The following is a 14117-nucleotide window of genomic DNA, read 5'->3' as shown; positions in this document are numbered from 1 at the left end:
ACCCGGTGTTCCCATGCCGGGCTGGTGGCTGTTGCTTCTTCTAAAGTCATCGTACTAATAAACTTCACGCTAAGTGAATGATAATGAACAGTTAATAAATTACAAATATTTTCCAATTATTTGGAAAGCAACATAGAAGTTATGTACCTTTGTCGGCAAATAAAGATATTCTCGTCAAACAAATATAAATAATATAAACATGGAAAAAAACAGAAAAAAACAAATCGTAGTTTTGAGTATAGCTTTAGTTTGCATTTTCATCTTGGTATTTTCATTGTTCCATAAATCAGCGACAAAAGATAGCGCAAATCCTCCTTTAACAAATGTTTTGACTGATAGCATTTCTCAAATTGTCTCAGCTTGTCCTGGCGAAATTGGTGTGGCGGTTATTGTTAATAACAGAGATACGGTTAAGGTCAATAATAAGAGTGTTTATCCTATGATGAGTGTGTTTAAGGTTCATCAGGCATTAGCTCTTTGTAATGACTTTGACAATAAAGGAATTTCACTTGATACCTTAGTAAATATAAATAGGGATAAACTTGACCCAAAGACTTGGAGTCCTATGCTGAAAGATTATTCAGGGCCAGTCATATCATTGACAGTGAGAGATTTGCTGCGTTATACTCTTACTCAGAGTGACAACAATGCAAGCAACCTTATGTTTAAGGATATGGTTAATGTCGCTCAAACAGATAGTTTTATAGCCACACTCATTCCTCGTTCAAGTTTTCAGATAGCTTATACGGAAGAGGAAATGTCGGCTGACCATAACAAGGCTTACTCTAACTATACATCTCCTCTTGGTGCTGCAATGTTGATGAATCGTTTGTTTACTGAAGGTCTTATCGATGATGAGAAACAAAGTTTCATTAAGAATACGTTAAAAGAATGCAAAACAGGTGTAGATAGGATAGCAGCTCCACTTCTTGATAAAGAAGGGGTTGTTATAGCGCATAAGACAGGTTCAGGTGATGTTAATGAAAATGGTGTTCTTGCAGCTCACAATGATGTTGCCTATATATGTCTGCCTAATAATATCAGTTATACCTTAGCGGTATTTGTTAAGGATTTCAAGGGAAATGAATCACAAGCGTCACAATATGTTGCGCATATATCAGCTGTAGTATATTCTTTATTAATGCAAACTTCAGTAAAATCTTAAACTGCACTTGCTTTGATAATTAATGATAAACAATCTAAAAGCACTCTAATCGTTATCGGAGTGCTTTTAGATTACTAATCAAATTGCTTCTATTATAATTTGAATCCTCTACTTTTTCTTTCTTCCTGTTGCGGCACTCTTGCTCCATATCTAAGCCTGTGCCATTGCTCCCTGAACCAGTCGGCAATCGGCTTCCTGTTTATTGTCAGGTTCAGCCTGCTTTCATCGTCAGGGTCATTTTCCACCCTTAAAATATCATCCTTTATATCAAAGTTCCGCCTGTGTTGCTCGGAATAGATTTTACCGCTACATTTCAGGGCTTCTTTTTTGACTATAAGACTTTCAGTCATTTCTTTAGAGAATCCCAGCATGGCACAAAACTTTTCCATGCGCAGCATTTCCCTGAACATCGGAAACCACCTGAAAGCCTTGTCTATGATTCTGGCGAGCCGTGACAGTTCTTTTTCTTTCATGTCAAGTTCCTGCCTGTGCATTTCTCTGAGATTGTGGATTTGCGTATCATGCTGTTTCTGCATCTGCTGTACTTGGCTCTGCAATTTTTCAATATTGGTGTTCCGTTTTGAAACCTCGTCTTGCAGTTTTTCGTTGGCACGTTCCAGTTCTTTCAGTTTTCCACTCCCGAAAAGAGAAGCAACTCCACTAGTTATGGCTGTCGCTGCCGTGGTGGCTGTCTTCTTTAACTTGTCAGTGCGTATTTCTGATTTCACCTGTTTCAGTTCCTGCTCGGCAAGATTTATCTGTTCTTCTTTGTGCCGTTTGGCTGCATCCATGCGTTGCAGTTCAGCTTTCTGCTTCTCAATGATAAAGTCGTTCCGTTCCAGATGCTCCTTACCAGTGACAGCCTTTGACTGCCCGCGTTCCATCAGCAGGATGTCGGATGCAAGGATCTGCATCTGCATCATGTCATCGTCATTGAGCTTTCGGCTCTTTCCTGTTTCGTGGTTCATCCAGTCGAAAACGATATGGGCATGATAGTTCGGCTTGAACCATCTGTCCCCGACTTTGAAGCTTTCCCTGTCTTCCGCTTCCGGCTGACCGTTCAGCCAATGCCCTTCATCCTTGTGCAGGAAGATTTGCAGCGGTGTGATTCCCCAGCGTCTTTGACACTCCTCACCGAATTTACGCACGTCTGCCAGTGTGGTGTCCGACCTGACAAGCAGCACTCCTTCACGTATGGGGGAGCATCCCGCAATCTTGACTATTTTACCGTTCTTGCCTTTGCGTTCACGCTCCTTTTCCTGCATGGCACGTCCGGTCTTTTCCTTTACCATCTGTCTGATATTGTCATAATGCATCCGCAAATCCGGACTGCCGAAGTCGGGATTTATCCACTGCTCATTATCGGTGGAGAGTTCTGGAACCACATAGGTTCTGGACTCTCCGATGTGGCGCATGTATTCGGCAGTCCTCCTGTTGTGAGCCTCACTCGATGCGATATTGCAGGGCTTGATATGTATGCTTGATTTTGTTGCCATAGATACTTGTTTTTTGGGTTTGTACTTTATTGTTTGCTTTTCCGCTGTCCGTAAACGCATGGGGTTCTTAGGGGTGCAACCCATAAGCGGAGATTGCAAAGAGAGGGTCACTCTTTGCTCTGGGTTCTCAGGGGAGAAACGCCCTGAGTGGGTCATTAGGGTAAAACCCTAATCCCCTCGGGAGAGCCCACAACTACGTAAGCGGAGCGTGTAGTTATAGTGGGCTATATCAATGGCAAGCCATTGTCTGCAAACTCCAGCCTACGGCTTCCGCTCTCCTCCGTCAGGGAGGTTTTTCATCATCGTTGCCGATTGGAGATGCACCGACCAGCACAAGGTCTAAATCGTCTATCAGTTTTTGCAGGACGGGATTCTTCTCTATCATCCGCTGGAGGATTCTCTCAGCCTCGACCAAGTGGTTGGCTGTACTCATCACCTTGCCCTCCCGTATCTGAAAGATAATCCAATCGGCTATGTCGATATGGGCTTCTTTTTGTTTCGGGGTGGCATTCCTTTCGATGATGTCCGAAACCACCACCTTACAAAAGTACATGCTCTCGGCTCGCTGTTTCCACTCGGCATAAGCATCGGCATCGGGAAAGAGAAGCACGGTTCTCCCTGACAGTACACGGAGTTTCTCTTCTCTCATCTGACTCTTACCACCCGTAGCCAGCCATACATAATCGGGGAAGATAGCAGAACCGATAACGGCACTCTTCTCGGATTCCACCAAGACCACCACCTTGTCGGGATGCGTTTTCAACAAGTGTTCCCCGAAAAGGCATTGGGATAGTTGCCAATCCTCTGCCAACACACGCTGCTTTTTCAATATGCTGTGTATCCAGTTCACTGCCGATGTCTGTCCTCCCTTGATACGGTGTCCGTCTTCGGGATTGTACTGCATCACCTTTCCCGTGCGTACCTTGCCCGTCCTGTCTATCTGCCAAAAGATAACAGAGCCGTCACGGGTAGCCCCCAAACGGTATTCCTCCAACAACCGCTTCAACACCTCTTTCGCCTTGTCGCCATAGTAGGAAGTAAGGAGTGTGAAGAGGAAACGGAAGAAATTGCTACGCTCGCTTTGCGACTTCTCCACATAGTGAGGGGGAATATAGCCGATGGCTGTCGGCTTACTTTGCTGCTTCACTTTCTTCTGCTCTGCTCTTTGCCTGTCAAAAGAGAAATCATTGGTAGTTCTGTGTTCAGGATGCTCTTGAAAATACTCTTTCGGAGTGTAGTGATACCCACAACCGCTTTCGTGGTTACATCTGCCGACCGATGGATGCAACGGCACATTATTTTCGTCCACGTAATAGACGAAAGAATGCCTGTCTCCGCATTTGGGGCAGGTATGCCGTGTTGCCGTTCCTTTATACTTCTGTAATGAATAATTGCCCATAGCTTAGTCCGTTTTTGATGGTTGATTGTCGGCTGTCCCATCCTGTCCCATTGTCCCACACTCTAAGGGTTGGGACAGTGGGACACTTGGGACACCTGCGTTTTTACTCTCTTTGCTGCGCTGGATGATACGGTTTACGGTGGACTTGCCACAATTCACCTGTGAGGCTATCTCCCTGACGGACTTGCCCGATTGGGAGAGTTGCAGAATTTGGCAATCCCTTTGGCTTGATTCATTGTCGCCCAATTTTTTCAAGTGTTCCTTTTCCGTGGAATAGCCCCTGAACACGAACTGCAAGAAAGCATCCACCTTGTCAATCTCGTAAACGATTACATTATCCGCATCATGAGAGAACGTGCCATAGCACACTTTAAGCTGCTTCACATAGCGAAGCCCTCCGTCTTGGGCACTTTTTCCAATGGTGAACACGCTGTCAAAGAAATTGTAGAGCCGTTTGCTTCCGGCAAGGTCGTTGGATGTGATGGGACAATCCAAAGAGCGTTTGGGCGTATGTGCCAGGACAAGGATAGAGAGCGCATATCTCTTTTTGAGATTGTTCAGCTGAATCATCAGCCGTCCTGCGGCATCGCCTTTCTCCATGGCGCAACACAGGTAGGTAAGATTGTCAATGATGAAAATCTTGCAGTCGGTCTGCACAGCCATCTGTTCAATGCCGCCTATGATAGCTTCCTCAAAGTTGGCATCCAAAAGCTGGTTGCAGTCAATAGACACCCGATAGATTTTGTCGGGAAAGGTGTAGAGCTCTCCATGCTCGTTGGTATAGCGGAGCTGGAACTGCTTTTCGGACAGTTCAAAGTCCAGATACAGCACATTGTCGGTTCGGGCGATGCGGTCGGCTATCTGCACGGCAAGGATGGACTTGCCCACGTTGGAATCGGCAAACAAGCAGGAGAGTTCCCCCTCGTACCAAAAGCTGTCCCACAGCGCACGGGGCGTAGGCAATAACGATGCTTCAAGAATGGTTTGGTTTGCCGTCTTGATATTCATCATGCCTACACTGTCGGGCATACCGTTATGCGCTTGGGATGCTTTTGTGAGGTCGCCACGTATCAGGTTGATATAGTTCTTATCCTCTTCCATATCATTCACCAGTTACGTGGGTTGGGCTTGCGACGGTGGGAAGAGGATAAGGACTTGTTCAGTTCCTCGTCTGACAACGGTATGGGATTCTTTCGGGCGGTTTCCAGCCACTTGTCCAGTTCGTCACGGTAAAGGCAATAGCGTTTGCCGGGCTTGGTGGCAGGGATTGTCCCTTCTGACAGTTTCATGTAGAGCGTACCCTTAGGGATACCTAAATACTCTGCTGCCTCGTCCACAGACATGGGCACGTGGGTGTCCACCGTTTTGGCATTGTTCACACTGCGCTGCTCGGCGAGCAGGCTTTTCAGGCTCATCACTTCGTCTCGAAGCTGAGCGACAACCTCGGGGAGGTCGTTGAAGGTAAGAATTGATTTTTCCATTCGCGTACTCGTCTCTTTTGTAAGACTTGGCGCAAAGGACTGAAATGATATATCCGTGAATATCTCCACGACACGTCATTGCAAAATAATTCCCGAATAATTAAGCCCAGCCATAAATGACGGGTAAAATTACTCGGGAAACGATGTAAAACAGGCGGTTATGAGTTACCGGATGGTTGTCGTTGGTGTCGTGATTATCCTAATTCCGCACATAATCCTCGGGATAGTGGAAATCAAGTTTGCCGTTTTCGGGTTCATCAATGGGAATTTCCGTCTTTAACGGCTCTACCTTGAAATTCTTGATGGTTGATAAGTCTGTATCAGCAAACGATTTCGGGAAAAGGGCTTTGATGAACTTGGCACGGTTATCCCCATTGTAGTATCTCTTGTACAGGAAACGCTCAGAGATATTCCATACGAAGTGACGGAGTGGAATGTTGTTGATGTCTTTGGTAAACGGTCTTTGTATGGGCTTCGGGGTATAAGTGTTAAGATTCATCCATTTGTCCACCTCAGTACAGATGTGGTTCACGGTTTCTTGGTCGGCAATGCGAGGCAGGTAATAATGGCAATACTCCATGACCATGCGGATGCGCTCTTCCTTTTCCCGTTGCTCTCTGCTTGCGTAATTGGCACGGTTCTTTTCGTGAAGATCCGGGGCGATAGTAAGCTCTATCGGTTGTGTTTGGATAAGTGTCTCTTCTTTTGTCGGGGATGATTCGGGTACAGGCTCAGGGACTGATGTAGGTCCAGGCACAGATGTGGCTTCTTCAAGTGTATTTTGTGACAGTTCTTCCTGCACCTCTATGGCTTCGGCAATCGTTTCTTTCTTGCCGAACTTGATTTTGTAGATTTCGTATGTATCAAAGATAAGTGTCTGAAAGGAGAGATAGAGCAACCATCCCAACAGGTTACAGCATACGAATACTATCCACCTGACAAAGTTGTCTTGGTTGAAGCTGTCCGCTATTACCAGCGTGGCAATGGAAGATATTAGGACGATGGCGAAGCCGACAAAGCCCAAGATGATGTATTTGTCCTTGATTGATGATTCCATATTTCGTTGAGAGATTGAATGTTCCTGTATTATTTTGTGCAAAGTTAATGCTATTTTTCCCAATTACTGCCCGTTATTTGCGGTTAGAACGGTCTTTTTCAATGTATTTCACGAAATGTCATCATATCATACTCTGTTTCATACTCTGAGGGGCTTATAAATGGTGGCATCAAGCCAAAAACATAGAGGGGCGATTATAGCCTTGTAGCCATAACCGCCCCTCTGAATACCTGTCAATGTGAGACATTTATGCCTCCTTGCGCTTCAAGGTTATCTTGTCCACCACCTGACACATCTGCTGCGCTGCTATCTTGGAATAGATTTGTGTGGTGGTAATGTTCTTATGTCCGAGATAGGCTTGGATGACAGCCATGTCCGTTCCCATTTCCACGTGCAGGCTTCCGAAGCTGTGGCGGGTACAGTGAAAGGTGATTTTCTTGGTTATCCCTGCTGCCGTGAGCCACCGTTGGAGTGGTCCTTGCAGCATCTTGTCCTTGAAATCCTCAAAGATAAGTCCCTCGCCCCGTTCTCCCAGCAGTCCATAGGCTTCATCACTGATGGGGTTATGCACTATTTCTTTGGTTTTCTGCATACGGGTGGTAACGAACATCCTGCCGTTGGTGTATGGTTGTATCTGCTGCCACGTGAGCTGTCTGATGTCGCTCTTTCTCAGTCCCGTAAGACAGGCGAAAAGAAAAGCTTTTTTCAAGACCTCCTCCTCACAGGGTGTTTCGGCAAGCCGTATCAGTTCCTCTTGGCTCAAATGCTCCCTGATGGTGGGAATGCACTCGATGCGGTCTAAGAAGCCGTTTGGGTTCTCCTTTATCTTCCTGTCACGGTAGGCGGTGTGCAGCACGGCACGGAAAGTTGACCAATAGCCTGCTGCGGAGTTGATGTGCAGCTTTTGGTTGGTGTGGATGGATTGGGGTGCATCAAGCAGGTATTCCATGAACTTGCGGCACAAATCCACATCCACCTCCTCAAAGGTGCATTTGCCGTTCACGAACCGCTGGAAATGCTTGTATACGTGCTGCCACTTGATATTCTTGCGGTCAGCCAGTCCTTTGAAATAGGCAAGGAAATCGCCCTTCATCTTGGTCTTGTCAAAAAAGCCGTTGTTTTCATTGAAAATGGCTTCGTAGCGCTGGTTGCGCAGGATGACCGCTTTCTTCATCATGCGTGCGTTGAAGTCCCGTTCCTGCTGGTTTGCAGGTTTGGCGAAGATGTAAATTCCTAAGGCTTCACGTGTAATCACTCTCATGGTGACATTGTCACGGTAGCCGGGATAGTAGTCAAGGCATAGTGAATACTGTGTCCCGTTCTTAATCTTGCGCTTACGCAAGGTAACTGTTTTGCATTTACTCATAATAATTATGTTTTAATTGGTTGTATACATTTTGGAGTTGTATCCATGTTTCCGATGGCAAAGGAACAACGTGAAATATCCGTGAATACCTCCACGATACATCATTTTGAAATAATTTTCGATAATCCCGATTTTTCACGGTTATTTGTTCCTTTCAGCCATGACACGCTCCACATCTGAGCGCAAAAGCAGGTTTTTCACACCCACCTTTATCTTTTCGATGTGCTTCACCTTGACGATATGGCAGATGTTGGCTGACGAAAGACCATAGATTTGCTGCACCTGCTCAACGGTATAGTAGCGTTCATCGTTCACAAGGTCAGTTCTGCGGAGTTCGTTCAAATGTGATTTGGAGTAATAGGTACGCCCGTACTCTCTTTTAGTGGGTATCTTATGGCGATAGGTGTAGGCACGGAGTGCGGTCGGCTTCATGCCGAACAGTTCCTCCACCTCCTCGGTCAGTAGCCAGTCGGTAATTTCGCTAATATCAACTGCCACACCGAAAAACTCGTCAATATGCTTCTTGCTGTAATAGTTCTTTCCTGCGATACGGCAGATGGGGATATGGTTACGCTTGGCGGAAGTGTAAAGCCATGACTGCTTTACCTTAAAAAGGGACATCACCTCCTCGCCCGAATAGAAGTCCAACACTTCTTCGCTTTCCTTTTCCCTTTTTTCTCTTTTGGCAGGTAAGGAAGATGAAGATGATTTCCTTGGTGTGGAGGTGTTGCCGGGCAGGATGCGGTGATAGGGATTGCCCTCCAACATCTGCTCGATGTCGGCTCTGCGGATGAATGCCATGCGGTTGCTGATGCGTGAGGCTTTCAGCTTGCCGATGGCTACAAGTTTGTAAATGTACTGTCGGGAACAGCCCATGAGGATGGCTGCTTTGGAAAAGGTGAGATACTCCTGATGCTGTATCTCCATCAAGGGTTGGGCGACTTTGAAGAGGTTGTTCTTCTGCATCACTCTGGCTCGTTTGGCTTCTGCCTGACAAGCCTCACTGCAATATCTTTGCATACCGCTTCGGGTTACAAAGGACTTGCCGCAAAAACTGCATTTTCTGGTTGCTTTCATACCGTTTTATCGTTTAATGGTTCATTTCTTCAATCCTATATCTCTGAAATGGTAAACGGATGTGAACGGAAGTCAACCATTGTCGCTTTTCTACACAGTGTGACTGTTTCCGCATATCGGGGCGGTTATTGTCGCTTGTCGTAAACGGTTGTAAACCCTTGTCAACTGTCTGCACGGTGTGACAAAAAACAAGCCCCGCAAATTCTCCACGTCAGAAATACGTCTCAAAAATATGTGGAAATTTGGGAAGCGACAAATGGCAACCGAAAAGTGTTAAATTTTAGAATATGCTGGTAATTAAAGATTTACACTCGGATATTTCTGATTAGTTTTGGTTGTTCTATGGTTATAAATACATATTAGGAAACGTAGGAAGTTCTATGACCGATCTATTGGGGGATGTAACGGAAAAGAAGAAGGCCTATGTTTTTAGTGAGCTATCTTACTCCAAAAACAATGTATATGTGGCATTGCAGTATATTCACAATCCCAAGCCATCTGCCATCTATTCCAACAATAGTTTGATGAACTTTAAGGAAGAAACGATTTGGAATAATTTCCAAAATCTAGTTGCCATAAATTTTAGATACAATTTTACGATTGGCAGAAAGAAAAGCATCCATGGTCCCACCAAACTTAATAATCAAGATAATGTAAGTGGATTAACCAACGATGCGACTGCGAAGTAAACGAATATCGTGTTTAATTAAAATAACGTGACTTCGACGAATTATAAGTGCCTATAAATTTGGTGATTAGCGAAATTTGTTATAACTTTAAGCTATTGAGTTACAAATAATTACAAACAAAAATAGCTATGATCACCAAGGACAAAGTTACTGAAATATTTTGTATGGCAGATGATTTCGCAAGTTTTTTGATGCAATGGTGGCAAAATATACGCTAAAGCCTACTGAAAAAAAGAAAGTATCATCGAGATTCCACGATGTCAAAGGCAGAAGTCATGCTAATAATGATTCTTTTTCACGACTCTGGTTATCGTTGCTTTAAACATTTCTATCTTGAAAAAGTGTGTAAGCATCTGCGTCATTTGTTTCCTAAAGTTGTCTCATACAACCGTATAGTAGAATTGGAAAGGGAGGTTGTCATTCCACTCGCTTTGTTTATCAAGAAAGTCTTGTTAGGAAAATGCACGGGCATAAGTTTTGTTGACAACACACCACTGCGTGTCTGCAAGAACCAAAGAATACATATTCATAAGGTTTTCAAAGGTATATCTCAAAGACGAAAATGCTCCATGGATTGGTTCTTCGGTTTCAAATTGCATTTGATTTGCAATGAGAAAGGAGAGCTTCTCAACTTTATGATAACACCGGAAGATGTTGATGACCGTAAGCCGTTGGAATACAAAGCTTTTGTAGATTTCATATATGGCAAGCTGGTCGGCGACAAGGGATACATCAGTAAGAATCTCTCCAAAGGCTGTTCGTAGATGGAATACAACTTATTACCAAGCTGAAAAGCAACATGAAAGGAGCTTTGATGAGCGCTTCTGACAAACTCTTACTCAGAAAAAGAATTATTTAAGAAACTGTGAATGACGAGCTTAAGAATATCGCGCAACAGACATAGATGCTTTGACAATTTCATCGTCAATTTATTAGGCGCTATGGCAGCCTATTGCCTGTTCCCCAAAAAGCCGTGTATCAATGTACAAAGGACTATTGACACACAGCTTGCTCTGTTCTAAATTCGTCGAACTCACGTTAAATTATTTCTCTTAAATAAAAGAGCTGCATTTCCAACCGCCATTTTTATGTTAATTCTTTTGTTTGAAACAAAAATTATTTTATCTTTGCCTTATTATACTAACTTAAATCTTATACAACCATGGAACAAGAAAATGCTAATATTCTTGGCGGTCAGTTGCGAAAGAAGAATCTCATTGAATTCATCTGCATTGTGATATTGACCGCCATTGTTTGGAATCTACCAACCGACATTTTTGGAATTGAAGGGCTTACCATCGTCCAACAGCGTATCATCGCCATTTTTGTTTTCGCCACTTTATCGTGGATTACAGAAGCTATTCCATCTTGGGCCACATCTTTAGCTATCATTACTGTTATGTGTCTCACCGTTTCCAATAATAGTTTGGCTTTCTTCAAAGGAGAAGAAAACGATGTTTTTGGTACATTACTCAAATCAAAAGAAATCATGGCAACCTTTGCCAACCCTGTTATTATGCTTTTCTTGGGTGGTTTTATCTTGGCAATCGCTGCTACGAAATCAGGATTAGATGTATTATTAGCAAAGAATCTGATAAAACCTTTTGGAAAAAAGAGCGAAAATGTCTTGTTAGGCTTCTTACTTATCACTGGCGTTTTCTCTATGTTTGTCAGCAATACCGCTACCGCAGCCATGATGTTGACTTTCCTCACCCCTGTATTTGCAGCTCTCCCTGCTTCAGGTAAGGGTCGTATAGCACTGACGCTTAGTATTCCTGTTGCTGCCAACCTTGGCGGTATGGCAACCCCCATCGGTACTCCTCCTAATGCAATTGCATTACAGGCGCTCAACAATCCCGATGGACTGAACTTAGGAATTGACTTTGGAGAATGGATGGCGTTCATGTTTCCATTAGTAATCGTGTTACTCTTAATCTCATGGCGCATTATTCTTAATTTTTTCCCATTCACACAGAAGACCATTGAGTTAGAAATCAAAGGACACATCTCTCATGGATGGCGCATGTGGGTAGTGTGTGCTACATTTATTCTAACCATCTTGCTTTGGCTCATTCCACGAGATATTACAGGCATCGACTCCAATACCGTGGCAATGGTTCCTATGGGTATCTTTGCTGTTACAGGTGTCATCACGGGTAAAGATTTACAAGCCATTAACTGGAGTGTCATTTGGATGGTTGCTGGTGGTTTTGCTTTGGGCTTAGGTATGAACGGTTCTGGACTCGCCGACTGCGCCATTGAGAGTATCCCATTCCACCAATTTAGCCCAATCATCATCTTGATGCTTTCTGGACTGATTTGTTACTTCTTGTCTAACTTTATTTCAAACACAGCAACAGCCGCTCTTTTAGTGCCAATTTTAGCTGTAGTTTGCTCTGGCATGGGTGACACACTGAACACTATTGGTGGTACAGCAACTATTTTAATTGGTATTGCTATTGCTGCATCGTCAGCAATGTGTCTCCCTATTTCAACACCTCCAAATGCTATCGCCTATTCTACAGGTTTGGTAAAACAGAACGACATGTTGAAGATTGGACTAACCGTAGGTATCATTAGTATGATACTTGGGTACTTCGTTCTCTTCTTCATTGGTGGAAGTCATTTCCTATAAGCATTTACAAATCAACTAAAACCATTAAGAGATATGGCAAACTAATAAGATTTAGTTTGCCATATCTCGTTATTTTTCGTTATCTTTGCAATTGATAAAAGAAGCATTAGACAAATAATTTATGGTACACGAATATGATTTTCTGATTATTGGAGGCGGAATTGCGGGCATGAGCTACGCCTTGAGCGTTGCCAATAGCGGAAAAGGAAAAGTAGCCCTCGTTTGTAAAACAACACTTGATGAGGCCAACACCGCTAAGGCACAAGGAGGAATTGCCTCCGTTACCAACTTAGCCGTTGACAATTTCGAAAAACATATCAATGACACCATGATTGCAGGCGACTACATCTCCGACCGTGCTGCCGTTGAACTGGTAGTTCGCAATGCACCAAAGGCCATTCAATCGTTAGTCAACTGGGGCGTGAACTTCGATAAAAAGCAAAATGGCGAGTATGACTTACATCGTGAAGGCGGACACTGCGAGTTTCGCATCCTACATCACCAAGACGACACAGGCTTTGAGATTCAACGCGGACTCATGGCTGCTGTGCTGAAACATCCAAACATCAAAGTGTTAGAGAACCATTATGCGGTGGAAATTATCACCCAACATCACTTGGGACAAACGGTTACACGCAAAACTCAAGACATAGAATGTTATGGTGCTTATATCCTCAATCCCGATACTAACAAGATAGACACCTACTTGAGCAAAGTAACTTTGATGGCTACAGGCGGAACAGGGGCGGTGTATGCCATGACTTCTAACCCCATTATTGCTACAGGCGACGGCATTGCCATGGTATATAGAGCCAAAGGAACGGTGAAGGATATGGAGTTTGTACAATTCCACCCTACGGTTCTTTTCAATCCTGCAGAAACACACCCTGCATACCTGATTACTGAAGCCATGCGAGGATATGGTGCCATTCTGCGACTTCCTAATGGTGAAGAGTTTATGCAGAAGTATGACGAACGCTTGTCATTGGCTCCACGTGATATCGTGGCACGCGCTATCGACCGTGAGATGAAGATTCATGGCTTAGACCACGTGTGCTTAGATGTGACACACAAAGATGCCGAAGAAACCAAAAAACATTTCCCACATATTTACGAAAAGTGTTTGAGCATCGGTATAGACATCACCAAACAATATATTCCCGTTTGTCCCAGTGCGCATTATATGTGTGGAGGCATCAAAGTCGACCTTCATGGAGAAAGCTCTATTCACCGATTATACGCTGTTGGTGAATGTTCATGTACAGGATTGCATGGCGGCAACCGCTTAGCAAGCAACTCACTCATCGAAGCAGCAGTATATGCAAAGGCAGCAGCCGAGCATTCTGTCAGCGTTATCGACCACTATTCTTTTAACACCAACGTACCCGAATGGAACGATGAAGGCACCATGACCAACGAAGAGCGCATCTTGATTACACAAAGTGTCAGAGAGGTGGGCGAAATCATGAGCAATTATGTGGGTATCGTACGAAGCGATTTGCGATTGAAACGTGCATGGGATAGACTTGACTTACTGTACGAAGAGACGGAAAAACTATTCAAAAGCGTGACGGCTACACGCGACATCTGCGAATTGCGCAATATGATTAATGTGGGATATCTCATTACACGTCAGGCAATTGAGCGCAAAGAGAGCCGCGGGTTGCATTACACAGTAGATTATCCCAAACACGCATACGACCGATAAGCAAGCGTAAAAACAAGCATCAATAAATACAAAACACAGAGTAC

The 14117-nt window shown here is 44.1% G+C and carries 11 protein-coding genes and 1 pseudogene; 5 read left to right on the top strand and 7 right to left on the bottom strand.

Annotated features, from left to right (window positions below; translation table 11 throughout):
- The first annotated feature begins 199 nt into the window (after positions 1–199).
- A complete protein-coding gene (locus DEM91_RS01950) occupies positions 200–1165 on the top strand; it encodes an extended-spectrum class A beta-lactamase CfxA3 (RefSeq protein WP_004348227.1) in 966 nt (321 codons plus the stop codon).
- 92 nt (positions 1166–1257) lie between these two features.
- On the opposite strand, the gene DEM91_RS01945 is transcribed toward DEM91_RS01950, so the two are convergent.
- The 7 genes from DEM91_RS01945 to tnpA all read right to left on the bottom strand — a co-directional run bounded on the left by DEM91_RS01945 (position 1258) and on the right by tnpA (position 9041).
- Entirely contained in the window at positions 1258–2661 is a 1404-nt protein-coding gene (locus DEM91_RS01945) for a mobilization protein (protein ID WP_249857754.1), read from the bottom strand.
- A 283-nt stretch (positions 2662–2944) separates the two neighbouring features.
- Positions 2945–4060, bottom strand: a complete 1116-nt coding sequence (locus DEM91_RS01940; RefSeq protein WP_004292742.1) for a DUF6371 domain-containing protein — start codon at positions 4058–4060, stop codon at positions 2945–2947.
- 3 nt (positions 4061–4063) lie between these two features.
- Positions 4064–5161, bottom strand: coding sequence for an AAA family ATPase (locus DEM91_RS01935; protein ID WP_249857753.1), 1098 nt, complete (start codon positions 5159–5161; stop codon positions 4064–4066).
- Positions 5162–5166: 5 nt separating this feature from the next.
- Entirely contained in the window at positions 5167–5541 is a 375-nt protein-coding gene (locus DEM91_RS01930; protein WP_004338328.1) for an excisionase family DNA-binding protein, read from the bottom strand.
- 199 nt (positions 5542–5740) lie between these two features.
- A complete protein-coding gene (tnpC, locus tag DEM91_RS01925) occupies positions 5741–6598 on the bottom strand; it encodes a transposon Tn4555 protein TnpC (RefSeq protein WP_004339687.1) in 858 nt (285 codons plus the stop codon).
- Positions 6599–6845: 247 nt separating this feature from the next.
- The gene (locus DEM91_RS01920) at positions 6846–7964 is read right to left on the bottom strand and encodes a tyrosine-type recombinase/integrase (protein WP_004338318.1); all 1119 of its coding nucleotides are present in this window, start codon (positions 7962–7964) and stop codon (positions 6846–6848) included.
- Between the two features lie 141 nt (positions 7965–8105).
- Positions 8106–9041, bottom strand: coding sequence for a transposon Tn4555 protein TnpA (gene tnpA, locus DEM91_RS01915; RefSeq protein WP_004292844.1), 936 nt, complete (start codon positions 9039–9041; stop codon positions 8106–8108).
- Between the two features lie 380 nt (positions 9042–9421).
- On the opposite strand from tnpA, the gene DEM91_RS01910 reads away from it, so the two are divergent.
- The 4 genes and pseudogenes from DEM91_RS01910 to nadB all read left to right on the top strand — a co-directional run bounded on the left by DEM91_RS01910 (position 9422) and on the right by nadB (position 14073).
- Positions 9422–9730 (top strand): hypothetical protein, encoded by a 309-nt coding sequence (locus DEM91_RS01910; protein WP_249857751.1) that lies wholly within the window; start codon positions 9422–9424, stop codon positions 9728–9730.
- 128 nt (positions 9731–9858) lie between these two features.
- Positions 9859–10752, top strand: a pseudogene (locus tag DEM91_RS12605) (IS982 family transposase).
- A gap of 140 nt (positions 10753–10892) precedes the next feature.
- Complete coding sequence (locus tag DEM91_RS01895) at positions 10893–12365, top strand: SLC13 family permease (protein ID WP_249857747.1); 1473 nt, start codon at positions 10893–10895, stop codon at positions 12363–12365.
- A 121-nt stretch (positions 12366–12486) separates the two neighbouring features.
- The gene (nadB, locus tag DEM91_RS01890) at positions 12487–14073 is read left to right on the top strand and encodes an L-aspartate oxidase (RefSeq protein WP_249857745.1); all 1587 of its coding nucleotides are present in this window, start codon (positions 12487–12489) and stop codon (positions 14071–14073) included.
- Positions 14074–14117 lie beyond the last annotated feature (44 nt).

The organism is Prevotella sp. TCVGH, assembly GCF_023522295.1.
Taxonomy (GTDB): domain Bacteria; phylum Bacteroidota; class Bacteroidia; order Bacteroidales; family Bacteroidaceae; genus Prevotella; species Prevotella timonensis.
Note: the sequence above shows the minus strand (reverse complement) of the source record. Positions and strands in the feature narration are given on the sequence as shown.